This is a genomic window from Variovorax paradoxus EPS (assembly GCF_000184745.1).
Lineage (GTDB): Bacteria > Pseudomonadota > Gammaproteobacteria > Burkholderiales > Burkholderiaceae_C > Variovorax > Variovorax paradoxus_C.
Window position 1 is genome coordinate 4,828,928 of record NC_014931.1, and the last position, 21,321, is coordinate 4,850,248.

General features: G+C 68.0%; 23 protein-coding genes. 6 read left to right on the forward strand and 17 right to left on the reverse strand.

Annotation, left to right across the window (positions count from 1 at the left end; genetic code table 11):
- Window positions 1-11: 11 nt before the first annotated feature.
- The 4 genes from VARPA_RS22240 to VARPA_RS22250 form a co-directional block, all read right to left on the reverse strand.
- Window positions 12-392 carry a hypothetical protein gene (locus VARPA_RS22240; RefSeq protein WP_013542832.1) on the reverse strand — a complete coding sequence of 127 codons (381 nt, stop codon included), beginning with the start codon at window positions 390-392 and terminating at the stop codon, window positions 12-14.
- 4 nt (window positions 393-396) lie between these two features.
- Window positions 397-543 carry a hypothetical protein gene (locus VARPA_RS31435; RefSeq protein ID WP_013542833.1) on the reverse strand — a complete coding sequence of 49 codons (147 nt, stop codon included), beginning with the start codon at window positions 541-543 and terminating at the stop codon, window positions 397-399.
- Window positions 544-633: 90 nt separating this feature from the next.
- Window positions 634-2,316, reverse strand: a complete 1,683-nt coding sequence (locus VARPA_RS22245; protein ID WP_013542834.1) for a phospholipase D family protein — start codon at window positions 2,314-2,316, stop codon at window positions 634-636.
- A 30-nt stretch (window positions 2,317-2,346) separates the two neighbouring features.
- Window positions 2,347-2,661: a GIY-YIG nuclease family protein gene (locus VARPA_RS22250; RefSeq protein WP_013542835.1), complete on the reverse strand. Its 315-nt coding sequence runs from the start codon at window positions 2,659-2,661 to the stop codon at window positions 2,347-2,349.
- Here VARPA_RS22250 and VARPA_RS22255 point away from each other — a divergent pair.
- Both VARPA_RS22255 and VARPA_RS22260 read left to right on the forward strand, forming a co-directional pair.
- Window positions 2,660-2,920, forward strand: a complete 261-nt coding sequence (locus tag VARPA_RS22255; RefSeq protein ID WP_013542836.1) for a helix-turn-helix transcriptional regulator — start codon at window positions 2,660-2,662, stop codon at window positions 2,918-2,920. The genes VARPA_RS22250 and VARPA_RS22255 overlap by 2 nt on opposite strands.
- A 240-nt stretch (window positions 2,921-3,160) precedes the next feature.
- On the forward strand, window positions 3,161-3,604 hold the full coding sequence (locus VARPA_RS22260) for a GFA family protein (protein ID WP_013542837.1): 444 nt from the start codon (window positions 3,161-3,163) through the stop codon (window positions 3,602-3,604).
- Window positions 3,605-3,640: 36 nt separating this feature from the next.
- Here VARPA_RS22260 and VARPA_RS22265 read toward each other — a convergent pair whose 3' ends face one another.
- Entirely contained in the window at window positions 3,641-4,078 is a 438-nt protein-coding gene (locus VARPA_RS22265) for an ester cyclase (RefSeq protein ID WP_013542838.1), read from the reverse strand.
- A gap of 157 nt (window positions 4,079-4,235) precedes the next feature.
- Between VARPA_RS22265 and VARPA_RS22270 the strand changes: the two genes are divergently transcribed.
- Window positions 4,236-5,162: a protein NO VEIN domain-containing protein gene (locus VARPA_RS22270; protein WP_013542839.1), complete on the forward strand. Its 927-nt coding sequence runs from the start codon at window positions 4,236-4,238 to the stop codon at window positions 5,160-5,162.
- A gap of 31 nt (window positions 5,163-5,193) precedes the next feature.
- Here VARPA_RS22270 and VARPA_RS22275 read toward each other — a convergent pair whose 3' ends face one another.
- Genes VARPA_RS22275 through VARPA_RS22295 form a run of 5 tightly spaced genes read right to left on the reverse strand, consistent with a single transcriptional unit; the run spans window position 5,194 to window position 10,288 of the window.
- Window positions 5,194-5,619, reverse strand: a complete 426-nt coding sequence (locus VARPA_RS22275; protein WP_013542840.1) for a hypothetical protein — start codon at window positions 5,617-5,619, stop codon at window positions 5,194-5,196.
- Entirely contained in the window at window positions 5,616-6,965 is a 1,350-nt protein-coding gene (locus VARPA_RS22280; protein WP_013542841.1) for an adenylosuccinate synthetase, read from the reverse strand. Before VARPA_RS22280 ends, VARPA_RS22275 begins: the two co-directional genes overlap by 4 nt.
- Window positions 6,966-6,972: 7 nt before the next feature.
- Entirely contained in the window at window positions 6,973-7,941 is a 969-nt protein-coding gene (locus VARPA_RS22285; RefSeq protein WP_013542842.1) for a hypothetical protein, read from the reverse strand.
- Between the two features lie 38 nt (window positions 7,942-7,979).
- Window positions 7,980-8,957, reverse strand: a complete 978-nt coding sequence (locus tag VARPA_RS22290) for a lipopolysaccharide kinase InaA family protein (RefSeq protein ID WP_013542843.1) — start codon at window positions 8,955-8,957, stop codon at window positions 7,980-7,982.
- A 20-nt stretch (window positions 8,958-8,977) separates the two neighbouring features.
- Window positions 8,978-10,288: a hemolysin family protein gene (locus tag VARPA_RS22295; RefSeq protein ID WP_013542844.1), complete on the reverse strand. Its 1,311-nt coding sequence runs from the start codon at window positions 10,286-10,288 to the stop codon at window positions 8,978-8,980.
- Window positions 10,289-10,311: 23 nt separating this feature from the next.
- On the opposite strand from VARPA_RS22295, the gene VARPA_RS22300 reads away from it, so the two are divergent.
- The gene (locus VARPA_RS22300) at window positions 10,312-11,163 is read left to right on the forward strand and encodes a symmetrical bis(5'-nucleosyl)-tetraphosphatase (RefSeq protein WP_013542845.1); all 852 of its coding nucleotides are present in this window, start codon (window positions 10,312-10,314) and stop codon (window positions 11,161-11,163) included.
- Between the two features lie 31 nt (window positions 11,164-11,194).
- Here the strand turns inward: VARPA_RS22300 and VARPA_RS22305 are convergent, their stop codons facing one another.
- Together VARPA_RS22305 and VARPA_RS22310 are read right to left on the reverse strand one after the other, a co-directional pair.
- Entirely contained in the window at window positions 11,195-12,772 is a 1,578-nt protein-coding gene (locus VARPA_RS22305; protein WP_013542846.1) for a M20/M25/M40 family metallo-hydrolase, read from the reverse strand.
- A gap of 161 nt (window positions 12,773-12,933) precedes the next feature.
- Entirely contained in the window at window positions 12,934-13,653 is a 720-nt protein-coding gene (locus VARPA_RS22310; protein ID WP_013542847.1) for a GNAT family N-acetyltransferase, read from the reverse strand.
- A 127-nt stretch (window positions 13,654-13,780) separates the two neighbouring features.
- Here VARPA_RS22310 and VARPA_RS22315 point away from each other — a divergent pair, with 127 nt between their 5' ends.
- Window positions 13,781-15,280: a PLP-dependent aminotransferase family protein gene (locus tag VARPA_RS22315; protein ID WP_013542848.1), complete on the forward strand. Its 1,500-nt coding sequence runs from the start codon at window positions 13,781-13,783 to the stop codon at window positions 15,278-15,280.
- A 135-nt stretch (window positions 15,281-15,415) separates the two neighbouring features.
- Here VARPA_RS22315 and VARPA_RS22320 read toward each other — a convergent pair whose 3' ends face one another.
- The gene (locus VARPA_RS22320; protein ID WP_013542849.1) at window positions 15,416-15,883 is read right to left on the reverse strand and encodes a response regulator transcription factor; all 468 of its coding nucleotides are present in this window, start codon (window positions 15,881-15,883) and stop codon (window positions 15,416-15,418) included.
- 209 nt (window positions 15,884-16,092) lie between these two features.
- Between VARPA_RS22320 and VARPA_RS22325 the strand changes: the two genes are divergently transcribed.
- Entirely contained in the window at window positions 16,093-17,178 is a 1,086-nt protein-coding gene (locus VARPA_RS22325; RefSeq protein ID WP_013542850.1) for a helix-turn-helix transcriptional regulator, read from the forward strand.
- On the opposite strand, the gene VARPA_RS22330 is transcribed toward VARPA_RS22325, so the two are convergent.
- From VARPA_RS22330 to VARPA_RS22345, 4 genes are all read right to left on the reverse strand, one after another.
- Window positions 17,175-18,152 carry an ABC transporter substrate-binding protein gene (locus VARPA_RS22330; protein ID WP_013542851.1) on the reverse strand — a complete coding sequence of 326 codons (978 nt, stop codon included), beginning with the start codon at window positions 18,150-18,152 and terminating at the stop codon, window positions 17,175-17,177. The two genes, VARPA_RS22325 and VARPA_RS22330, sit on opposite strands and share 4 nt — an antisense overlap.
- A gap of 23 nt (window positions 18,153-18,175) precedes the next feature.
- Entirely contained in the window at window positions 18,176-19,000 is an 825-nt protein-coding gene (locus VARPA_RS22335) for a class II aldolase/adducin family protein (protein WP_013542852.1), read from the reverse strand.
- Between the two features lie 146 nt (window positions 19,001-19,146).
- Window positions 19,147-20,265, reverse strand: coding sequence for an LLM class flavin-dependent oxidoreductase (locus tag VARPA_RS22340; RefSeq protein ID WP_013542853.1), 1,119 nt, complete (start codon window positions 20,263-20,265; stop codon window positions 19,147-19,149).
- Between the two features lie 37 nt (window positions 20,266-20,302).
- Window positions 20,303-21,316, reverse strand: coding sequence for an ABC transporter substrate-binding protein (locus VARPA_RS22345; protein WP_013542854.1), 1,014 nt, complete (start codon window positions 21,314-21,316; stop codon window positions 20,303-20,305).
- Window positions 21,317-21,321: the final 5 nt, after the last annotated feature.

A 21,321-nucleotide genomic window follows, 5' to 3' on the forward strand; every position in this document is an offset into this window, starting at 1 on the left:
GCCCTTTCCGCTCAATGCCGTGTTTCGTTCAAACGTCTCAGTTCGGTGCAGGCGGTATCGAACTGCTCGTAGTAGGCATCGACGAACGCTTCTTCATCCTCATCCGCAGCCATGTCGAGCAGCGTGGAAAGCATGTCGATCTTCTGTGCGCGAGCAAAGGCCGCCAGCTCTTCGATTGCGGTCTCGTGCACGTCTTCCAGCGCATCGAGAGAGCCCGCATTTCTCACGGCGTAGTCGAGGGCCCACATGCAATAGATCGCACGCTCGGGCGGCGAGAGCGACGCTTCGCCTTGCGCCGCCTTCTTCTCGATGATTGCGTCGCCGGCTTCGAGGAGCCAGGTTTCCATGTCGTCCGTGTCGTCCATATCGTCCATATCGTCCGCAGTGCTCATGAAGTCATTTGTCCTTCTCGTCGATGGCCAGGGACAGCGCGATGCCGAGCGCGAGCCCGATCCCGATTCCCATGCCGATGTTGTCGATCACCAGGCCGATGGCCACACCCACGGCCAGGCCGGTTCCGATGCCCAGGCTCTTGCGTTTCATCGGAACAGTTTATTCAAGGGCGCCGCGCGAAAGGCGTGTTCATTGGCAACAGGCCTTCGTCCCCAAGAGCCGGGAATATCGCCGGGCCTGCTACAGCTCCTGCTCGGGAATGAACGGCGCCAGCAGGCGCAGCCGCAGGCGTTGCCACGCAGTCGTCTCCGGCGGCACGTCGTAGACCGTCTGCTTGCCGTCGTCGTCTTCCTCCACCCATTCGACGCTCCGGCCATCGGCGCCCAGGCGCAGCGTGTAGCCGCTGCCCGCATCCGCGAAACTCTCCAGTTGCCGCGCCATTTCCTCGCTCTGGATGATGATGCCCAGCTCGGTGTTGAGCCTCGCCGAGCGCGGGTCGAGGTTCATCGAGCCGAGGAACACTTCCTTGTGGTCGAGGATCGCGTTCTTCATGTGCAGCGCGCCGGTGCGGTGCCCGAAGACGCCGAGCTTGCGCCGCTTCACGCTCAGTGAGGGGCTGATCTCGTAGATGACGACCCCCGCGGCCAGCAGGTCCTTGATGTGCGGCCAGTAGCCCACATAGACCCAGGGCTCGTCGGTCGATGCGAGCGAGTTGGTCACCAGTTCCACGCCGAGGCCGGCCTTGCGCGCCCGCACGAGGTTCGCCACGGCCTCGTCGCTCGGCACGAAGTACGGCGACACCATCTTGATGTTCTTGTCGGCCGTCATGAGCCACTGGACGACGCCTTCGGTGACAGTGCCCTTGATCGAGCCTTCGCGCTCGTTGAGCCCCTGCGTTTTCGTGAGCGGATCGAACAGCACGCGTGCGTTGGCCCACAGCAGCGGACTCAGCTGGCGCTTCGCCAGCTCGAACGGAAGATTGAGCATGGGCACCAGCTCGAGCGGCAGCAGCGGCGGATCGTCCGGGCTCGGATGCAGCGGCTTGCCGTCCAGTGGAATCTCGGCCGCCACGGGTGGCTTGGCGGCCGCGGTCTGGCGCTCGAAGTTGTCCTGCAGTTGTACGCGGTTCAACGCGCTGCGTGCGATGCGCTCGAGCGGATACACGACCTCGCTGTTCCAGTAGTGGTCGAACTCGGCGGACAGGTCGCGCACCACCGGTCCGGCCACGAAGGTGTCCATGTCGATGAAGTTGCTGCCCTCGGCATTCATCACGTACTCGTCGGCCATGTTGCGGCCACCGGCCACGGCCGCCGCGTTGTCGGCAACGAAGAGCTTGTTGTGCATGCGCCGGTTGACGCGGCGGACGTCGAACAAGCCCGAGCTGATGAAGCGGGTGGCCATGCTGCGTCGGCCGCCCGGGAACGGATTGAAGAGGCGCACCTCGACGTTGGGGTAGCTTGCGAGGCCGAGCAGCAGGTCGTCTTCGCCGGAGGTGTAGAGGTCGTCGACCAGGAGCCGCACGCGAACGCCGCGTGCGGCGGCATCGCGCATGGCACGCATCAGCGCGCGGCCGGTGTTGTCGCCTGGCAGCAGGTAGTACTGCACGTCGAGGCTGCGGGTGGCGAGTTTCGTGAGTTCGATGCGCGTGGCGAACGAATTGGGGCCGTAGGGTTGCAGGCGAAAACCCGAGCGGCCATCGGTGGGGAGCACTTTCTTGGTGATGGCGCCGAGGGGCGTCTGCGCGTAGTCGCCGATGGCGGCTGTCGGCGGCGTGGCGACCTGCGGAGGCAAGCTGGAGCAGGCCGCGAGCACGGCGGCGAGACCCAGCGCAATGACCGAGCGAAGCGCCGACCGGGCGTCGATTCGCAGCGAAGCCTTGTCGCGGACCGAAGCGAGGAAATCCAGGAGCACCTTTGTCGCCATGCGCTGTTCTCTTCCTGCGGCGGACCGCGGCTAGGTATCGGCCTCGAAGAAGGCAAGCTTGCGGGTTCGAGGCAGTGCTTTCACCTTGAGCTCCGCCCGCAATGCGGCCCCCTTGTCCGGATAGACGCGGGCAGCAAGCACACGCAACGGCGGACGCGCGCGCGTGAACTTGGCGCCCAGCCCGAAGACATGCTGGAAGAAGCGCTGCTCCACATCGAGCGCGATTCCCGCGTAGTACACGCCGCCTTCGCACTCCAGGAGATAGAGCCAGTAAGGAGTGGGCGCGGGCTGAGGGGCTGGCAGGGTTCGGGGCACGGCCGGATTGTGCAGCGACAATTCCGCCATGGCTCAAGGCAAACGCATCTCGGCAGACATCGACAGCGACGCCCTCCAGGCGATCAAGCACATGGGGGCGCAGGCCAAGCTGGCGCGCACGCGCGCCGGCGAAGGCCAGTCGGCAGCCGCTGCACGGCTCGGCGTGCATGTGCAGACGATCGCACGCATCGAATCGGGCGAGCCCGGCGTGGCCATCGGGCATGTGCTGGGCATGCTGGCGCTTTATGGCATCGCAACGAAGACGATCGATCCGGCAAGCACGGAATGACGCACATCAAGAAGATGGCCATTGCGGGTGCAGCAGCGCTTTCGCTATGAATCCGCTCCTTTGATTTGGAGCGCGACGATATCCAGCGGAAACCTCGTCGAGACCGCGCACCAACGCGCGGCCCGACACGGTGATTCGCGACGATCTTGTTACTCCCTCGCGGTGCGCTCCCTCGAATAGATTGGTCATCACGCCATGCGGCATGCGTGGATTTTTGGAACCAACGAAACGGAGCGCCCCATGACCGACATCATCGAAAAAACAGCAGAGATCGACCAGCCCTACACCGGCGGTTGCGCATGCGGCGCGATCCGCTACGAGATCTCGGGCAAGCCGGTCTTCCAGAACGATTGCCAGTGTCGCGACTGCCAGCGCAAGAGCGGCACCGGCCATGGCTCGTACCTCACCTTTCCCCGCGCCGGCGTGAAGCACAGCGGCGAAGCGACGCTGTGGGACATGGTCGGCGACAGCGGCAACTTGAAGACCCGTGCGTTCTGTCCGCACTGCGGATCCCCCGTGTACCTGACCTTCACCGCGATGCCCGAGGTGTTCACCGTGCATGCCGCGAGCCTCGATGACCCTGGCCGCTACCGACCGCAGGCAATCACATACGGCGTGCGCGGTCACGCATGGGATTTCCTGGACCCGGCATTGCCGAAGTTCGACAGGATGCCGCCGATGTGAGGTCGCCGCGCGGTCGGCGCCTTCAGGCGGACATCTTCATGGGGATTGCCTTGCTTGTTCCGGTGCCGCGCTGTTGCTGCTGTCGCCGACGAGTTGAGCCTCGATGGCCGCCTTGTCGATGACGGACCAGACGCTTGCGATCCTTTCGTCCCGGAACTCATAGAACACGTTCTCGGCGAACGAGACCTTCCGGCCGTTCACCGGCAGCCCGAGAAAAGTCCCCTTCGGGGAGCAATCGAACTGCAGCCGACTGGCGATGCGGGGTGGATCGCAGACGAGCAAGCGGATGTCGAAGTGCAGATCGGGGATCTCTTCGCAGTCCTTCTCCAGCATCGCGCGATAGCCGGCGAGGCCGATGCGCCGGCCGTTGTGGTGCGCCTCCGCGTGAACGAAGCTGTCGAGATTCGCCCAGTCGCGCGCGTTGAGGCAGGCGATATAGCTTCGGTAGAGGGTGGGCAGGTCGGCCCCGGTCATGGCAATTCCTTTTTCCGAACGCCGAACGGACGCCCGGCATGGCAAAAGAATGGCCCATCGCGGCCGCCGCGACAAGTGCGACGGCCTGCCACGCGGCATCGGCCGCACCCGATGCGGCATACTCCCACCCCCCAAACACGCCACGAACCCACCCCGCATGGACAAGGAAGTCGACCCCCACGTACTCACCGTCATCGATGAGATGCGACTCTCAGGCCCCCGGCTCACGCCGGTCGAGATCGTCGCCAAGATGGGGGTGTTCGACGCACGGGAAAAGCCATTCGACCAAGCCTGGCTGGCAACCGGCGATAACGTCATCGCCACCATCTGGGCGGAATACGTGAGCGTCGGCAGCGGCGGGCGCTGGTTCTGCCTCGAATCGCTCGACACGCAGCTTCGCGCCGGCGGCGGCACGCGCACCGCCTTCCAGGTCCAGCGCGCCAAGGACCGCCTCGCACTGCTCAAGCGCACCTTCGACGCAGGCCAGGGCTTCCGGGCGGTGCTGCAGACCAACCGGGTCGCCATCGCCGAACTGGAAAGCAACAAGGCCGCGAAGGTGTCGACGCGCGTGCGCGACGATGCCGAATGGCACGTCGCCAGCTGGGAGCCCGAGCAGCAGCTCGCGGTGCTGGTCCGCGGCCCGCGCGGCTGGACGCCCGACGAGGCGGAAGTGAAGGCCGCCGCGGCGCGCGGCAGCGTGCCGGTCGTGGCCGAGGCCGAGCCGGAAGTCGCCGCCCCGCCCGCACCGGTTTCGCGCGAAGAAGTCCAGGCCGCCGCCATGGACTACGTCATGCGCCACTTCAAGGGCTACGGCTACAACGCCGAAGATCTGACCAGCAAGAACATCGGCTACAGCATCGAGGTGTCGAATGCGAAGGGCGCGACGCTCCTGCGCGTCGTGGTGAAGGGCACCGCCACAGGCTCGCCCAAGTTCCAGCTCACGAGCGAGGAACAGGCCTGCTCGGTGCGCGAGCCGCTCTGGCGGCTGCTGGTGGTCTCCGACGCGGGCACTGCGATCGCGCAGCACAAGATCTACAAGCCTTCGGAGATGAGCCAGGCGCCTGGGTTCGAAGCGCAGGGGTAAGAGAGTCCGTCGGCCTGCGAGCCGACGTCGTTCAGAGCGTCTCCCAGACCTGAACGAGTCCGATCAGATGGACGAGGCCAAACGCGAAGCAGATGGCCGAGCTCCAAACCCAGAAGGCGCTCAGTCGCCGCCGGTCAAACACGAACAGCACCACGGCAACGAGCCCCCGCAGCAGGTAGACCGAGGTGATCGCGGGCAGCACGAATGCCAGCAACGGCAACGGCTGCAACACACCCGCACCGGAGAGCGCGTACGCCGCCCACACGCCCAGCACGCCGGCGATCAGCAGCGTGACGATGGGCGGATACCAGTGCCCCGCCTCCGCGCCCTTGGCCATGCGCTCACCGGCCCCGAAGAAGCGATACCACGCGGGCCCGCCGAAGATGACGCAGATGTGCAGCAGCGCTGCAATGGCGCTGAGCGCGGCGCCGACGATCAGGAAGATGTTGGGCGTCACGCGGTCTTTCCGATGTGCTCGCGTGCACGCACGGTGTCGCGCGTCGGCCCGAATGCACCGAAGCGCACGGGCAGGCCGCTGAAGGCTTCGGCGCGCTCCACCCACGCTTGCGCGGTGCCGATGGGTTGCGGTTCGTAGAGGGGTTGCGCGCCCTGCAGCAGTTGGGTCAACGCGTGCTGATGGTCGAGGTCTGGTTCATCGCTGAACGGCAGTGATGCGACGTTGGCGCCATCGGTGGTGCGGTAGCCGGTACACCAGCGCAGGTCCGCGCCGTCGATGGCGTCGAGGTGGCTCACCACCAAACCGTCGAGCCGTCCGGCCGCGGCGAGCGCATAGCGCAGCAGCACCGCATCGGGGTGGCCGCGTCGGAACGCACCCTGCCAGCCTTCGTCGGCGTTGTGCGGTTCGGTGAATCGCGCGTCGAGCGCGCGATCGTGCGTGGGCAAAGGGCCCGGGCCGTGGCGCGTGAGGTAGCTGCGCAGCACGCCCAGGTGCTGTACGGGCGCGTCGATGCCCGCTTCATGCAGCACGGCTTCGACAGCGGCGGCCGAGATGCTGCTCCACGTGGTGTGCGGATGAAAGCCGCGCCATTCGTCGAGCAGCACACCCTGTGCGCCTTCGAACAGCACGGTGCCGGGACGCGCGAGCCTTGCCCCGATGGCGTCGGCGCTTGCAGGCGGCGACAGGCGAACGCATGGCGCGGCGGCATCGAGCCAGCGCTGGGCGAGCGAGGCGTCGGCCAGCAATGCCAGCTCCTGGGCGGCCTCGGGGTGCGATGGCGCCATGCCCGCGAACTCGCGGCGCAGCGCCATGCGCGAAGCCTCCAGCTTTTCGAGCGCGCGCGCGCGATGCACGAGGTCGCCGTAGCGCAGCGCATCGCCGGGCGCAGCCAGCGCCTGCCGCACTGTCTCGCCGACACCCACGCCACACGTGCCATGCGCCGCCGCTCCCCTCGCCCATTCACGCAGCCGGCCCGCGGCCTGATGGAATGGCGTGGTCACACGGCAGCGCGCGTCGATCCGCAAACGCGCGAGCGCATCGGTCACGCCCACGCGGCGCAGCGCTTCTTCCTCGACGCGCAGCGCCGTCGGATGCACCACCACCGGACTCGCGAGCACCGACGCCACGCCCGCATGAAAACTGCCGGCGCCGAATTGCGAGAAGGTGTGGTGCCGCCCATCGGCCAGCACCACGTTGTGGCCCGCCTGGGCGCCGCCGTTGAAGCGCACCACCGTGTGCGCCTGCCATGCGCCGCACAGGTGATCGGTGAAGAGGCCCTTGCCGCAGTCCCCGAAACCCAAGCCCAGCAGCGAGACGTAGCGCGTGGCCGCGGCGGTGATGCTCACGCAGTCTTCAGCCGAAGAGCCGCTTCCACCACGACGACCGTGGCGCGCTCGTGGCCGGCGGCGCGCGGCGCGGCGCGGTGGGGTCGAGCAGCGCCGCATACGCATCGAGCGCATGCAGCACGCCACCCACGCGCTCTTTGGCCATGCCGGTCGCGCCCATCACCTTGGCGAGGCCGTCGAGGTTGGGCACGGCCTTCTCGGTGAGCGCGACGATACCGGCGGCCACGGCGCAGGCATCGTCGGGCGAGTCCATGCAGATGACGTGATCGCCCAGCAGTTCGCGCCAGCGCGGCTCGCAGCGGCGGCGGCGCTGCGCGTCGGGAATCAGGAAGAACAGGTTCGTGGTCTCGGCCGCGGCGGCGATGACTTCCTCGATGGGAATGTCCTCGTCGAGCTTCTCGCCGATGAGGCCTTCGATCTGGTGGCGCGAGACGGCCGGATACGGCAGCTCGTCGCCAGTCACGAACAGGTAGCCGCGCTTCTTTCGCTTGACCCAGCAGTCCATGTCGGTGTGCTGCGCCATCACGTAGAAGGCCAACTCGTAGCTCTCCTCGCCGCTGCCGCCACCGCCGCCTTCGAGGTAGCTCCAGGTGAGCCACTGGTCCATGAGGTTGGCGGTGGATTCGAACTGGCCGACCTGCAGCGGCGCGCGGTCGGAGGTGGCGTCGCCGATGGCCATGAACATGAGCTGGGGGTCGGCCACGCCGCAGTCGGTCAGCAACTTCATGAAGGTGGGCAGCTCGCGACGCGCGAGGGTCTGCGGGATGTCGCCCATCGAGCCGGTGACGTCGAGCGCGAACACGATGCCCAGCGAGTTGGGATGGTCGGCGTTGTCGCGCGACTCGCGCACCTTGAGGCCGTGCGGGTTCATCAGCGCATGCGTGGCCGTTTGCGTGAACACCTCGGCGCCTGGCTTGGCGGCGCGGTCGGCGATCAGCGCCGTGTGGGCGGCGTGCGAATAGTTTCCGTAACCCATGGGGTGCTCCTTGGAATATCAGTGGGTCTGTCAGTCGGTCAGCCGCCGAGGCGCGGTGCGGGATCGAAGTGAATGAACTGCGGTGCGCCGAAAGATTCGCGCGATGCGGTCGATAGCGCCTGCTCGATGCCTTGTGCGCCAAGGCGCTCGCAGAACGCGGCGGCTTCGCTGGAATGGCGCAGCAGGGCAGCCAGGGGCGCGGGTGTGCGGGCTCCAAGCCCCGGTTCTCCGGCAGAGCCGCCGTGCAGCACCGCGCGCACGGTCCACGCGGCTTGCGCGAGATCACGCGCCGCTGCGGCTGCATGCGAGGAACCCGAGGCCTGTCGCGCCTGCGACCAGCCGATGATCAACACGCCATGGTCACGCGGATGCACCAACGCATGCGCGGGCGAAAGATCGCGATGCGTCCAGCCGGCGCCATGCACGAAGGCCAGCACCTCGAGCATGCGGCGCCAGATCCAGACGGCGTGACGCGGGTCGATGCCTTGCGGGTTGGCCTGCGCCACATCCTGCAGGCTGCCCCAGAAGCCGGTGGGATGGCGCAGCACCAGGGCCTGCCGCTTGCCGTCGCCGAGGCCTTCGGCGATGCCCGTGCCCAGCGGCTGCGGCAGCCGGCGCGTGAAGTAGGCGGCGCCCGGAACGGACAGGTCTTGCAGCGCCTGCAGCACCGCGCCTTCGCGCCGCAGCACATCGTTGTCGGAGGTTTCGCGCGCCAGCTTCAGCGTGACGCGCTCAGGCACCGCACCGAGCCGCTCGGCGAACAGTACTTCGCTGTGCTCGCCGAAGCCCAGCGGCGCCAGCACGCGGTAGCGCGCGCCGCGCCATTGCACAAGACGGCCGCCTGCGACGTCGGCGTTGGCTCGCCGCAAGGCCGAGCGGAAGCTCTCACGCTCTACCGTTTCCTCGCCGCGCGTGATGGTCGCGCCGCAGTAGCTGCAGTTGACGGTGCGCCAGCGTGCGGCGCGGGGCAGCGGCGCAGAGCATTGCGGGCAGCTCAGTGCGAGCAGCGACAGCATGGCCGTGCGGTGCCTGTTGCTTATTCTTCGCGCGGCGCCGCGGGATCGGGCGAGGCCAGCACGCGGTCGATGCGACGGCCTTCGAGCGCGACGATCTCGAAGACCCATCCCGCGCATTCGATGCGCTCGCTCACCGCGGGCAGCCGGCCCGACACCGACATCAGCAAGCCGGCCACCGTGTTGTAGCGGCCGCGGTCTTCTTCGGGCAACTCGCGGATGCCCAGGCGCGCACGCAGTTCCGACACGGGCATGAGGCCATCGAGCTCCCACACGCCATCGGGCCGCTCGCGTGCCCAGGCTTCGGTCTGCATGCCGGGCTGCAGCTCTCCGGTGATGGCTTCGAGCAGGTCGCGCGGAGTCATGAGGCCCTGCACCACGCCGTATTCGTCGACCACGAACACCAGCCGGCCGGCACGGGCGCGGAACTGTTCGAGCAGTTCCATGCCGGTGAGCGTTTCGGGCACGAACACGGCCGGCGTGGCCTCCTGGCCGAGCACGCCCTTGTGGGCGGAACCCAGGCGCAGCAGGTGCGCCACGCTGATCACGCCGACCACGTCGTCCAGCGAGTTGCGGCAGACGGGATACCACGAGTGCACGAGGTTGAGCGCCGCCGCATCCGCTACCTTCTGCAGCGCCTGCGACACGGTGTTGGAGGCGTCGAGCCATTCGATGTCGGCGCGCGGGATCATCAGCGACGACAAGCGACGGTCATCCAGATGGAACACGTTGCGCACCATCTGGTGCTCGTGCTGCTCGATGACGCCGGCATCGACGCCTTCTTCGAGGCTGGCCGAAATTTCTTCCTCGGTCACCGAGCGCGCCGCATTGGCATCGATGCGCAGCACCTTGAGCATGGTGGCCGTGGCACCGGCCAGCAGCCACACGAAGGGCTTGGCGCCCTTGGCGAGGCCCCGCATCGGGCGCGACACCCAGCGCGCCACCGGCTCGGGGTAGAGCTGGCCGATGCGCTTGGGCACCAGCTCGCCGAAGATGATGGTGAAGAAGGTGATGCAGGTCACCACCACCGCGGTGGAGACGATGCTGGCGGTGCCCGCGCCCATGCCCACGCTCTCCATCCACAACGCCAGCGGCGCGGCGAAGGCGGCCTCGCCGACGATGCCGCTCAGCATGCCGATCGATGTGATGCCGATCTGTACGGTCGAGAGGAACTGGGTGGGCGCCTCCATCAGTTTCAGCGCGGCGGCCGCGCCGGTGTCCCCCGTTTCGGCCAGGGCTGCGAGGCGTGCGCGCCGGCTGGTTGAAAGGGCCATTTCGGACATTGCGAACACCGCGTTGAGGGTGGTCAGCAAGGCCAGCAGGAAGACATCCATGAACAGGGGGAGAGAATGAGGGAATGTCACTTTACTGTATCGGCGACGTGCAGGGCTGCGACCCTGCCCTCGGGCGGCTGCTCGCGGAGATCGATTTCTCCCCCAGCCGCGACACCCTCGTTCTGCTCGGCGACCTGGTCAACCGGGGCCCCGATTCGGCCGCCGTGCTGCGCCGGGTGCAGGGCTACGGCGCCTCGGCGCGGAGCCTCCTGGGCAACCACGACCTGCACCTGCTGGGCGTGGCGCACGGCGCGCGCAAGGCCGGCCGCAAGGACACGCTGGCCGACCTCCTGGCCGCGCCCGACAGCGAGGCGATGCTCGACTGGGTCCGCCAGCAGCACATGGCGCTGCACATGCAGATCGGTGGCGGCGACCTGCTGATGGTGCACGCCGGCGTGCTCCCGCAATGGACGGTCGGCGACACGCTCGCGCTGGCGTCAGAGGTCGAATCGGTGCTGCGCGGCCCGGCGCTCGGCGACTTCCTGCTCACCATGTACGGCGACGAGCCGGCGCAATGGAGCGACACACTCAGCGGCAGCGCGCGCCTGCGCGTGATCGTCAACGCGCTCACGCGCCTTCGCTACTGCACGCCCGAGGGCGTGATGGACTTCGAGACCAAGGACGGCGCGATCCCCGCGCCCGAAGGCCTCTCGCCTTGGTTCGACGTGCCGGGCCGCAAGACCGCGGCAGCCACCGTCGCTTTCGGCCACTGGTCCACGCTCGGCTGGCTCTCGCGGCCCGACCTCCTCTCGACCGACACCGGCTGCGTCTGGGGCGGATGCCTCAGCGCCGTTCGCATCGGCGCGACGCTCGACGAGCGCGAGCTGATCCAGGTGAAGTGCGAAGCGGCGCAGAAGCCCGGCAAGTCGGCCTGAAAGTATTGGGCTGTGAGTGCGCCGTTCGGGCTCAGAACCCGTGCGTCATCAGCGCATACACCGTCTGCACGCCGGTCACGTAGTTGCCCATGCGCAGGTTCTCGTTGGCCGCGTGCTGGTTGTTGTCGGCGTTCACCAGCGGAATGATCGCAAAGGGCACCTGCAGCACACGCACGATTTCCGCCGTCGGCACGGTGCCGCCCATCATGCGGATGCGCACCGGCTCGGGCTTGGTGCCGAAGGTGTCGGTCAAGGCCTTGTAGGCCCATTGCCCGATCGGTGAGTTGATCGGCGAGCCCGCCGCGTCGGCGCCCTCGCTGCGGTAGGTGAAGCTCGCGATCTTGTCGTAGCGGGCGCGCTCCTCGTCCGTCGGCGCGCCCTTCACGAGGTGGTAGCCCTGCTTGGCGATGTGCGCCTCGATCAGCTTGCCGAGATACGGCGCGTCGGAATCGGGCGTGGTGCGCAGGTCCATCTCGGCCTCGGCCTTGTCGGGGACGATGTTCGCCACCTTGTCGCCCACTGCTGCCGAGGCCATGCCGCGCACGTTCAGCGAAGGGTACTGCATCGCCTCCTGGTAGTTGGCGCCGACCTTGTCGGTCTGCGCGATGCCCAGGCGGCGCTTGAGCGAGGCCTCGTCGTCGGGCACGGCGGCCATGATCTTGCGGTCGGCCTCGCCGATCTTCACGCGGTCGTAGTAGCCCGGCACGGTCACGCGCCCCGTGTCGTCCTTCATCGAGGCCAGCAGGCTGGCGAGGCGCTGCGCCGGGTTGGGGGCGTAGTTGCCATAGTGCCCGCTGTGCAGCGGCACCTTGGCGCCGTACACGGTGAGCCGCGCATCGGCCGCGCCGCGGTTGCCGAACACCAGCGTGGGCCGGTTGGTCGCGTGCATCGGACCGTCGTGGATCACGATGGCGTCGCTGCGCAGCAACTCGCGGTGCGCCTGCATGACCTGGCTGATCGACGGCGAGCCCTTTTCTTCCTCGCTGTCCAGGATCACCTTGACGTTGACCGCTGGCTGGCCGCCCCCGGCCTTCAGCGCATCGATGGCCGCCAGCATCATCATGATCGGCCCCTTGTCGTCGGCCGAGGCCCGGCCGAACACGCGCCATTCGGGGTCGAGCGGGCCGCTGAAGAGCGGTGCGGAATCGATCTCTTCCCAGTCGCCCTTTTCCGTCTTGCGCTTGAGCACCGGCGTCCACGGGCTCTTTTGCGCCCACTGCGCGGGAATCACCGGCTGGCCGTCCAGGTGCATGTAGAAGAGCACCGTCCTGCGCGCAGGGTCGCTCCCCGGGAACTCGGCGTAGAGCATCGGCTTGCCGTTGTTGGGCAACTGCTTCGTCGTGAAGCCGCGCTTGCGGAAGGCCTGCTCGAGCCAGTCGACGTTCTTGCGGATGTCTTCCGCCACGGTGGCGTCGTTGGGCAGGGCCAGCAGTTCGAAGTACTCGCGGTAGGTGGCCTGGGCGTGGCGCTCGGCGAGGGCCGGAGAGAGTTCGGCGGCCTGCGCGAGGCCTTGGCCGAAGAGCAGGAAGGCTGCGGGAACGAGCGCGAACAGGCGGCGCTGATGACGGTTTTGACGAGGCGAAGGGGTGGATGCGAAATCGATGGGCATGGGTGGCAATGAGGGGAAGACGGGACAGCGAAAGAGTGCGGCGTCCGCCCAGCATAGAAAGCTGCCGGGCTTTCAACAACCGTTAGTTTCCTGAACGACCAAGCATTTCCCGCGCCTGCGGCTGCAAGGCCGCGCGAGCCCGGCGCCGCATCGCTCCGTCCTCAATCCGCGCGCGGCAGCCGGAACTTGTCCAGCGCCATGCGCTGCCTGCCCTCCGCATCGAAGTTCTCCGCCGCGAGCCAGCGCTCGAACGCCTTGCGCAGAACGGGCCATTCGCTGTCGAGGATCGCGAACCACGCCGCGTCGCGGCTGCGGCCCTTGTAGATGCTGTACTGCCGGAACAGGCCCTCGGCCTGGAAGCCCAGGCGGCCTGCCGCGCGCTTGGACGGCTCGTTGAAGTTGTCGCACTTCCATTCGTAGCGCCGGTAGCCCAGCCCTTCGAAGACGAGCTTCATCAGCAGGTACTGGGCTTCGGTGGACAGGGGCGTGTGCTTCAGCAGCGGCGAGAAATTGACATGACCGACCTCGATCACGCCGTTGGCGGCGTCGATGCGCATCAGCGACAGCGTGCCGACGGCCCGGCCGCTCTGCCTGTCGATGACGGCGAAGTGCAGCGGGTCGGTGGTTTGCGCAAGGCGCTCGACATGGGCGCGCATGGCATTCAGGTCGGCGGGCCGCTCGGCGCCCAGGTAGGTCCAGTCGCGGGCGTCGGGGGCCTGCGCGTAGGCGGCGTGCAGGTCGTCGGCGTGCTTGGCGGCGTTCACCGGCTCGAGCGTGCAGTAGCGGCCTTCGACGGGCGTGCGCGGCGGCAGCGGACGGGCGCTCCATTCGGGCATGAGCGGGCCGAGGGACTGGCCGAATTCGTTGTGGCGGGCTGGCATGGGATCAAGAGTCTTTCAGGAGCGAAGAGCGGCGATGCCGGAGAACGGTAAAGTACGCCCGCCGTGGCTCTACGAGAAGCGCCACGAGATATTCATTTCGTAGTGCCACGCTCCCATCCATCGCTTCATGCCGAATCCGCCAGACCTCGCCGCATTGCTCGAGTCCCCGCTTGCGCGGGACCGTGACGCGGACTCGATGCAGCGCCAGCTGCACGAGCGCCTGAAGCGCGCCATCCTCGATGGCCGCCTCGCCCCGGGCAGCCGCCTGCCCGGCTCGCGCGCGCTGGCCGAGGCGCTCGCGATCTCGCGCAACACCGTCACCGCCGCCTACGAGCACCTGGCCGCCGAGGGCTACGTGCAGCCCGACCGCCAGGGCACGCGGGTGACCGAACTGTCGTCTCCGGTGGCCGCGACGACCACCAAGCGCCCGCGCAGCAAGGCGACCGGAGCACCAACCACCGCGCACCGGCTCGCGAGCATCCAGCCGCGAACCGCCTTCACCGAGCCGGACGCCACCTTTCGCCCCGGCGTGCCCGCGCTGTCGCACTTTCCCGCGACCGCCTGGCGGCGCGCGCTCGACCGCGCCATCCGCACCGCGAGCCCGGCCACGCTCGGCTATGGCGATCCGCTGGGCGAGCCGCGGCTTCGCGCGGCGATCGCGCGGCACCTGGCGATTGCGCGCGGCGTGCGGTGCGAGCCGCGGCAGGTCGTCATTGCCGAGGGCGCGCAGGAAGCCATCTCGCTGTGCGTGCGGCTGCTTTCGAACCCCGGCGAAACCGGCTGGATCGAAGACCCGGGCTACCGCGGCGCGAAGTCGGCCATGCGCGCGGGCGACATGCAGATGGTGCCGATCCGCGTCGATGCGGAAGGCCTCCATGCGAGCGCGGAAGACTGGCAGAAGCACCCGCCCCGCCTCATCTACACGACGCCCTCGCACCAGTACCCGGCCGGTGCGGTGCTGAGCATCGCGCGCCGGCTCGCGCTGATCGCCGAGGCCCGCCGGCACGGCGCCTGGATCATCGAAGACGACTACGACAGCGAGTTCCGCCACACGGGCGAACCCATCGGCGCGATGCAGGGGCTGGTGCCCGACGCGCCCGTGCTCTACATCGGCACCTTCAGCAAGACGATGTTCCCCTCGCTGCGGCTGGGTTTCCTGGTGCTGCCCGAAGCGCTCCTGGCCAGCGTGCAGGCGCCGCTCGAGGAAATGCTGCGCGGCGGGCACCGCCACGAGCAATTGGCGATGGCCGACTTCATCGAGAGCGGCCAGTTCGGCCGGCACCTGGGCCGCATGCGGCGGCTGTACCGCGACCGGCAGCAGGCGCTGCGGCTCGCGCTGACCCGGCACCTGAAAGTGCCGCACGAGATCGACGGCGGCTACTGCGGGCTGCACCTCACCGTGCGCCTGCCGCCCCGCTTCGACGACCGCCGCATTGCCGCCGAGGCGCTGCGGCACCAGCTCGCGCCCGTGGCCCTGTCGAGCTTCGCGCTGCAGCCGCTGCCGTCGGACAACGGGCTGGTGCTGGGTTATGGCAATACGTCGGCGGAGCTTTTCGAGCCGCTGGTCAAGCGCCTGTCGCAGTTGGCGCGGGCTGCGGAATGCGGCGACAGCGGCAGCGGCGCCTGATGCGAATTGGCGGTCAATCCATAAGAACCGTTCGGGCCGAGCTTGTCGAAGCCTCGCGCAGCGCTTCGGCAAGCGCAGCGTGAACGGTCTTATCTTTTCGAACGCAGCCCTGTATGAAGCTCTTGCAGCGCCGGGTTACTGCGGACGGCTGCCGTCCCAGCTGAGCAGCCCCTGCTCCATCGCCGCGCGCACCGCCCGGGTCCGCGAATTGACGTCCAGCTTGCGGTAGATGCTCTTGATCTGCGTGTCGATGGTGTTGGCCGAACGGCTGAGCGCCTCGGCGATCCGGCGGTTGCTCAGGCCCTGCGACACCAGTTGCAGCACCTGCAGTTCTCGCGGAGACAGCGAAACGTTCGCCGCCGGCGGCGCGGCGCCCGTGCGCGGCTTCGTTGCAATGGCCGAGGGAGGCCGGGATTTCGCGGCCGCCGCGATCAACGCCAGCATGTGGCGCGCGATGCGCGAGGCGCCGGGCGAATGGCTGCGCTCCATGGAAAACATCAGGGCGGCCAGTTCGTCCTCGCGGGCCTCGTTGAAGAGATGACCGAAGGTACCGGCGGCGGCGGCTGCGGCTGCGGCTGCGGGATCGGCTTTTCCTGTGGACATTTCGGTACTCGCTCAAGAAATCAGGTTCGTTCGGCCATGCAGCCGCTCGAAGGCAAGAGTCGTGGAGCCGCTCCGGCGGACTTGACCGTCCGTCTCAGTTATTGAGAGAATTAATTCGAATTTGCGCCTTATTTAACGGTTTTTTCCATTCATTGGATGCCGCGATCGCGCAATCGCAGCGGTCGCACCTCGCGAATTTCTCCTCACCCATGAACTCCCGCGCCCGCCGAGGCGACCTCCAGGCCCCCGCCCTTCCCGCGCAAGGCATCGTGGCGCGCAGCCATTTCAGCGTGCATGGCGAGCCGGCGCACCGGCAACTGCTGGCCTGGCGGGAGCGCGTGGGCCACGTCATCGACGTGCTGCCTTCGAAGGCGGACATCGGGAAGCCTTTCAGCGCGGAGATCGACCGCTACAAGGTCGATGGCCTCCTCTTCACCGACTGCCGCTCCGACGCGATGCTGCTCGAGCGCTCGCTGGCGCGCATCTCGACCGACAACGTGCGCGATTACGTCTTCCACGTGTTCTCCGAGGGCGGCGTCGATGACGTCGCGCTGCGCGCCTCGACGCCGCGCCACAAAGCCCCCTCTTCCAGCGCCACCACGAAGATCCTCGCGCTGGACATGAACCAGCCGGTACGCATGCGGCGCAGCAGTTGCCGGGTGCTCACCTTCTTCGTGCCGGCCTCGCTGGTGCAGCAGACCTTGCCCGACCCCGAAGCCATCCACGGCCGCACGATCCAGGACGCGACCCCGCTCACGCGGCTGGCGCTCGAACACGCGGCGGCGCTGGGCGCCAACATCGGCGGCATGACCGCCGCCGCGGCCGACAGCGCCGTGCGCAACGCCGCGCACCTGGTGGTCGCCGCCTTCGGCAAGCAGGCCGGCCTGAGCGGCAATGCGCGCTCGGCGGCGCGGGCGGCGCTCTTTGGCCGGGTGCGGCGCTACATCCAGGCCAACCTGCACCGCGCCGAGCTGACGCCCGAAGGCGTGGTCAGCGCCCTGCATGTGTCGCGCCCGACCATCTACCGCATGTTCCAGCACGAAGGCGGCCTGGGCGCCTACATCCGCCACCTGCGGCTGCGCCAGGCGGCCGACGAACTCGCCCGCTACCCGCACATGATGGTGACGGACGTGGCCTATGCGGTCGGCTTCAAGAGCGCGTCGGACTTCACCCGCGCCTTTCGCCGAGCCCACGGCATGGCGCCGCAGGAGTTCCGCGCGCTGTCGCAGACGTACCGCCTCGAGCACCCGGACCCCTGGCAGATGCCGCAGATGCCGCAGGTGCCGTCCGCCTAAGCCGCAACGCCGAAGCCGGTGTCGAAGGTGCCCTTCACATCGAGCGGCTGCTTGATGAGCCCTACCTGCCGGTAGAAATCCGCCGTGCCCTGCTGGTCGGCGACCACCTGGGCATCGATGGCCACCCACTTCTGCTGGCGGCGCTCGAACTGCAGCTTCGCCGCCTCGGGCGGGATGCCGATGATGCGGGCCAGCGCGGCCGAGTAGGCATCGACATTGCGGTACGACCAGAGCTGGGCCTTGACCACGCGCTGCAGGAAGTCCTGCAGCACCGGCCGCTTGGCCGCGATGGCTGAATCTGTCGCAGCAAGGTAGCTCAACCCCGGCAGCAGGCCGCGCCCGCTCACGAGCACGCGCGCGTGCTTGCTCACCTCGGCCAGCGCGGTGTAGGGCTCCCAGGTGGCCCAGGCATCGACCGAGCCCTGCGTGAGCGCCAGCTTGGCGTCGGCCGGCGCGAGGAAGCGGATGTTCACGTCTTCGGGTTTCAGGCCCGCCGCGGTTATCGCCTTGAGCGTCACGTAGTGGCCGATGGAGCCGCGGTTGGTCGCGATGCTCTTGCCCTTGAGGTCGGCCGCGGTCTTGAGCGTCGAATCGGGGCGCACCAGCACCGCGGTGCCGTAGGAATCGGACCGGTTCGCGCCGATGGCCTTGACGCGCGTGCCCGCTGCCAGCGCGAAGATCAGCGGCGCATCGCCGATGGGGCCCGAATCGACCGCCGCCGCGTTCAGCGCTTCGGCAAGCGGCGCGGCGGCGGGGAATTCGGACCACTGAATGTCGTAGCTCAATCCTTCGAGGCCGTTGGCCGCTTCGAGCAGCGCGCGCAGCCCGCCCTTCTGGTCGCCGGCCTTGAGCACTTGGCGGCCCTGCTGTGCGCGGGCAGGCAGCGAGAAGGCGGGCAAGGCGGCGACAACCGTGACGGCGGCAATGCCTTGGGTGAGGAGCTTGCGGCGGGATGGGTCGAGACGCGGGTCCATGGGTTTCCGTGTGCGATCGGGCTTCAAAGCAGCAACTCGGGCTCGGCCTCGACCAGCCCTTCATAGAGGCTGTCGAAGGAATGGATGGCCCCCTCCGGGCCGCCGATCTGGCTGTGCGTGTGGCGCGCGGTTTCCTCGTCGATGGGCTGCGGCTTGCCCGCCGCTTCGGCGAGGAGCTGGGTGTGGCAGGCGTTGTCCAGCGCGATGTACCACCACGCGGCGGCCTCCACCGTCGGGCCCGCGGTCAGGATGCCGTGGTTCTGGAGGATCGCGCCCTTCTTGTCGCCCAGCGCTTCGGCGATGCGGTCGCCCTCGCTGGTGTCGACCACCATGCCGGTGAAGTCGTCGAACAGCGCCACGTCGTCGTGGAACACGCAGCTGTCCTGCGTGATCGTGTCGAGCTTGCGGCCGAGCGTGGACCAGGCCTTGCCGTAGGTCGAGTGCGTGTGGGCGGCGGCGACGATCTTCGGGTTGTGCTCGTGGATCGCGGCGTGGATCGCGAAGGCGGCCTTGTTGAGCGGCTTGTCGCCGATCACGGTTTCGCCCTTCGCATTGACGAGCAGCAGGTCGGACACCTTGATGCGCGAGAAATGAATGCCCAGCGGGTTGACCCAGAAATGGTCGGTGAGCTCCGGGTCGCGCGCGGTGATGTGGCCGGCCAGCCCCTGCGCGAAGCCGAAGCGCGCGAACAGGCGGAACGCGCCCGCCAGGCGCTCTTGTCGGTGGCGGCGTTCGGCCTGCACGCTGGTGCGTGGCGGGACCGGGTCGAACCAGTACTTCTGCTGCGGGTTCGGGTTGAGCTTGAGCGGCTGGGGGGCGTTGCGGTCGATGGAAAGAACGGCACTCATGAGGATTCCTCGTATTCGGTTTTTGCTCCTTCCCCCTCTGGGGGAAGGTTGGGATGGGGGCAAGCGGCGCTCGAAAGGCCGCGGCGTCGTGAGTGCCGCTTGCCCCCACCCCTGCCCTCCCCCAGAGGGGGAGGGAGAAAGTCAGGTCATGCGACCTTGCGAACAAAAGCCGCGCGCTGTGCGACCAGTTCGCGCGTACGCGGAATCAGTTCGCGGCCGTAGTCCGTCGCGTCTTCCAGCGGATCGAAGCCGCGGATCAGGAAGGTCGTCACACCCAGGTCGTAGTAGTCGAGCAGCGCATCGACTACCTGCTCGGGCGTGCCGACCAGCGCGGTGCTGTTGGAGCGGCCGCCGATTTCCTGCGCGATGGCCGTCCAGAGGCGCTTGTCCACGCGCGGGCCCTTGTCGGCCGCGGCCAGCAGGCGCTTGGCGCCTTCGCTTTGCTGCGGGCCGCCGCGGTTGTAGCCCTGCACCACGCGCAGTCGCTTGGTCTCGGCCAGGATGTTTTCGGCACGCGCCCAGGCGGCCTCTTCGGTCTCAGCGAGGATCGGGCGGAACGACACCGAAAAGCGCACGCTGCGCCCGTGCTTCGCAGCCTCGGCCCGCACGCGCGTGGTGAGCTCGCGCGCCTGGTCGAGCGATTCGCCCCACAGCGCATACACGTCAGCGTACTTGCCGGCGACCGGGATCGCGGCTTCCGACGCACCGCCGAAATACACCGGCACATGCGGCTTGCCGTTGCGCGTCTGCAGCGGCTTCACTTCGGAGAAAGCGTTCTGGTAGCGGTAGTGCGCGCCTTCGTGGTCGAAGGGCTTGTCGGCGGTCCACACCTTGTGCAGCACATCGAGGTATTCGTCGGTGCGGGCGTAGCGCTGGTCGTGATCGAGCCAGTCGCCGTCGCGGCGCTGCTCTTCGTCGGAGCCGCCCGAGATGTAGTGCACGCCCAGGCGCCCGCCGCTGAACTGGTCGAGCGAGGCGAACTGCCGCGCCGCGAGCGTGGGCGCAACGAAACCCGGGCGGTGCGCAAGCATGAAGTGGATGCGCTCGGTGACCGAGGCCGCATACGCCACGGTAAGCGTGGCGTCGGGGCCGGTCGAATGGTGCGGCACCAGCACGCGGTCGAAGCCGGCGTTCTCGTGCGCCTGTGCGAAGGCGCGCACGTAGTCGCGGTCGATGGCCGGGCCCTTGGCGGGGTGGATCTCCGAGACCTTCTGGCCCTGGATCATGCCGATGAATTCAACGTCGCTCTGGGTGTTCTGGCTCATGGGAGTCCTTTGTTTGTTGTCGAGGTTTGGGGGTCGATCAGGCGGCGGGCAGGCGCAGAACGCTTTCGAAGCTGCGATCCCACAGAGGCTTCACGTCGGCGGGGCCATCGAGCACACCGATCTTCAAAAAGGTGTCGGCCACGTCCTGGTGGCTGCGCACCACCGCGTCGCTGACCGGGCCGAGGCTGTAGTCGCCGCTGCGGCCGTTGAAGAGTTCGACGATGTCGCCGACCGGCACACGCGTCTCGGCCGACTGCGCACGCGCATAGGCCAGGTAGTTGCCGTTGATCCATGCGAACGATCGCTGCAGGCGCTGCAGCAGGTCGCTCAGTGCCGCGCGGCGCAGCGTGTCATCGAGCGCGCGCGGGTTGGCGTAGATCGGGAAGTTGCCCGAGAGATAACCCACGCCGGTCTTGATGACCCGCGCGCCGTACTGGGTGCGCGCGATCTGGCCGTTGTAGCCGTAGATCGCCCAGGCATCGAGGTCGCCGCGTGCGAAGGCCGAGAGGCCGTCCGAGGGCGTGAGGCTCACGGCCTGGATGTCGCTGAACGAGAGCCCCGCCTCGGCCAATTGCTTGGCCAGGTAGTAGTGCGAAGTGGTCGCGCGCACGTAGCCCACGCGCTTGCCCTTGAAGTCGGCGATGGTGCGGATCGGCGCATCCTTGCGCGCGAGCGTGGCCTGGTTGTTCAGGTCTTCGTGCGTCACGGCGACGAGCCGCACGCTGGACTTCTGGCGCGCCGCGAACACCGGCGGGATCTCGCTGCCCGAACCGAGGTCGAGCGCGTCGCCATTGATGGCCTCGATGTGCAGCACGCCGTTGTTGAGTTCGCGCCAATCAATTTTGTAGAGCGTGTTGGCCTGGCCCGAGGCCTGCAGCAGCGGACGCCACAGGCCCTTATAGGTGCCGACGCGCAAGGTCACGCCCGAGAGGTCGCGCGATGGTGTTGCGGCCTGGGCCACTTGCACCCCAAGGCCGGCGGCGGCTGCTGCACCCCATGCGGCGGCGGCCTGCAGCAGGCTGCGGCGATCGAGTGAGAAATCGGGTTTCATGCGTT

What these genes read in the sequence shown, in the direction of transcription:
- VARPA_RS22245 (WP_013542834.1), bottom strand. Translation starts at nt 2,316, where the DNA reads ATGGCGACAAAGGTGCTCCTGGATTTCCTCGCTTCGGTCCGCGACAAG.
- VARPA_RS22340 (WP_013542853.1), bottom strand. Translation starts at nt 20,265, where the DNA reads ATGAGCCAGAACACCCAGAGCGACGTTGAATTCATCGGCATGATCCAG.
- VARPA_RS22240 (WP_013542832.1), bottom strand. Translation starts at nt 392, where the DNA reads ATGAGCACTGCGGACGATATGGACGATATGGACGACACGGACGACATG.
- VARPA_RS22285 (WP_013542842.1), bottom strand. Translation starts at nt 7,941, where the DNA reads ATGGGTTACGGAAACTATTCGCACGCCGCCCACACGGCGCTGATCGCC.
- VARPA_RS22255 (WP_013542836.1), top strand. Translation starts at nt 2,660, where the DNA reads ATGGCTCAAGGCAAACGCATCTCGGCAGACATCGACAGCGACGCCCTC.
- VARPA_RS22305 (WP_013542846.1), bottom strand. Translation starts at nt 12,772, where the DNA reads ATGCCCATCGATTTCGCATCCACCCCTTCGCCTCGTCAAAACCGTCAT.
- VARPA_RS22265 (WP_013542838.1), bottom strand. Translation starts at nt 4,078, where the DNA reads ATGACCGGGGCCGACCTGCCCACCCTCTACCGAAGCTATATCGCCTGC.
- VARPA_RS22335 (WP_013542852.1), bottom strand. Translation starts at nt 19,000, where the DNA reads ATGAGTGCCGTTCTTTCCATCGACCGCAACGCCCCCCAGCCGCTCAAG.
- VARPA_RS22300 (WP_013542845.1), top strand. Translation starts at nt 10,312, where the DNA reads ATGTCACTTTACTGTATCGGCGACGTGCAGGGCTGCGACCCTGCCCTC.
- VARPA_RS22260 (WP_013542837.1), top strand. Translation starts at nt 3,161, where the DNA reads ATGACCGACATCATCGAAAAAACAGCAGAGATCGACCAGCCCTACACC.
- VARPA_RS22250 (WP_013542835.1), bottom strand. Translation starts at nt 2,661, where the DNA reads ATGGCGGAATTGTCGCTGCACAATCCGGCCGTGCCCCGAACCCTGCCA.
- VARPA_RS22310 (WP_013542847.1), bottom strand. Translation starts at nt 13,653, where the DNA reads ATGCCAGCCCGCCACAACGAATTCGGCCAGTCCCTCGGCCCGCTCATG.
- VARPA_RS22270 (WP_013542839.1), top strand. Translation starts at nt 4,236, where the DNA reads ATGGACAAGGAAGTCGACCCCCACGTACTCACCGTCATCGATGAGATG.
- VARPA_RS22290 (WP_013542843.1), bottom strand. Translation starts at nt 8,957, where the DNA reads ATGCTGTCGCTGCTCGCACTGAGCTGCCCGCAATGCTCTGCGCCGCTG.
- VARPA_RS31435 (WP_013542833.1), bottom strand. Translation starts at nt 543, where the DNA reads ATGAAACGCAAGAGCCTGGGCATCGGAACCGGCCTGGCCGTGGGTGTG.
- VARPA_RS22320 (WP_013542849.1), bottom strand. Translation starts at nt 15,883, where the DNA reads ATGTCCACAGGAAAAGCCGATCCCGCAGCCGCAGCCGCAGCCGCCGCC.
- VARPA_RS22325 (WP_013542850.1), top strand. Translation starts at nt 16,093, where the DNA reads ATGAACTCCCGCGCCCGCCGAGGCGACCTCCAGGCCCCCGCCCTTCCC.
- VARPA_RS22295 (WP_013542844.1), bottom strand. Translation starts at nt 10,288, where the DNA reads ATGGATGTCTTCCTGCTGGCCTTGCTGACCACCCTCAACGCGGTGTTC.
- VARPA_RS22315 (WP_013542848.1), top strand. Translation starts at nt 13,781, where the DNA reads ATGCCGAATCCGCCAGACCTCGCCGCATTGCTCGAGTCCCCGCTTGCG.
- VARPA_RS22345 (WP_013542854.1), bottom strand. Translation starts at nt 21,316, where the DNA reads ATGAAACCCGATTTCTCACTCGATCGCCGCAGCCTGCTGCAGGCCGCC.
- VARPA_RS22330 (WP_013542851.1), bottom strand. Translation starts at nt 18,152, where the DNA reads ATGGACCCGCGTCTCGACCCATCCCGCCGCAAGCTCCTCACCCAAGGC.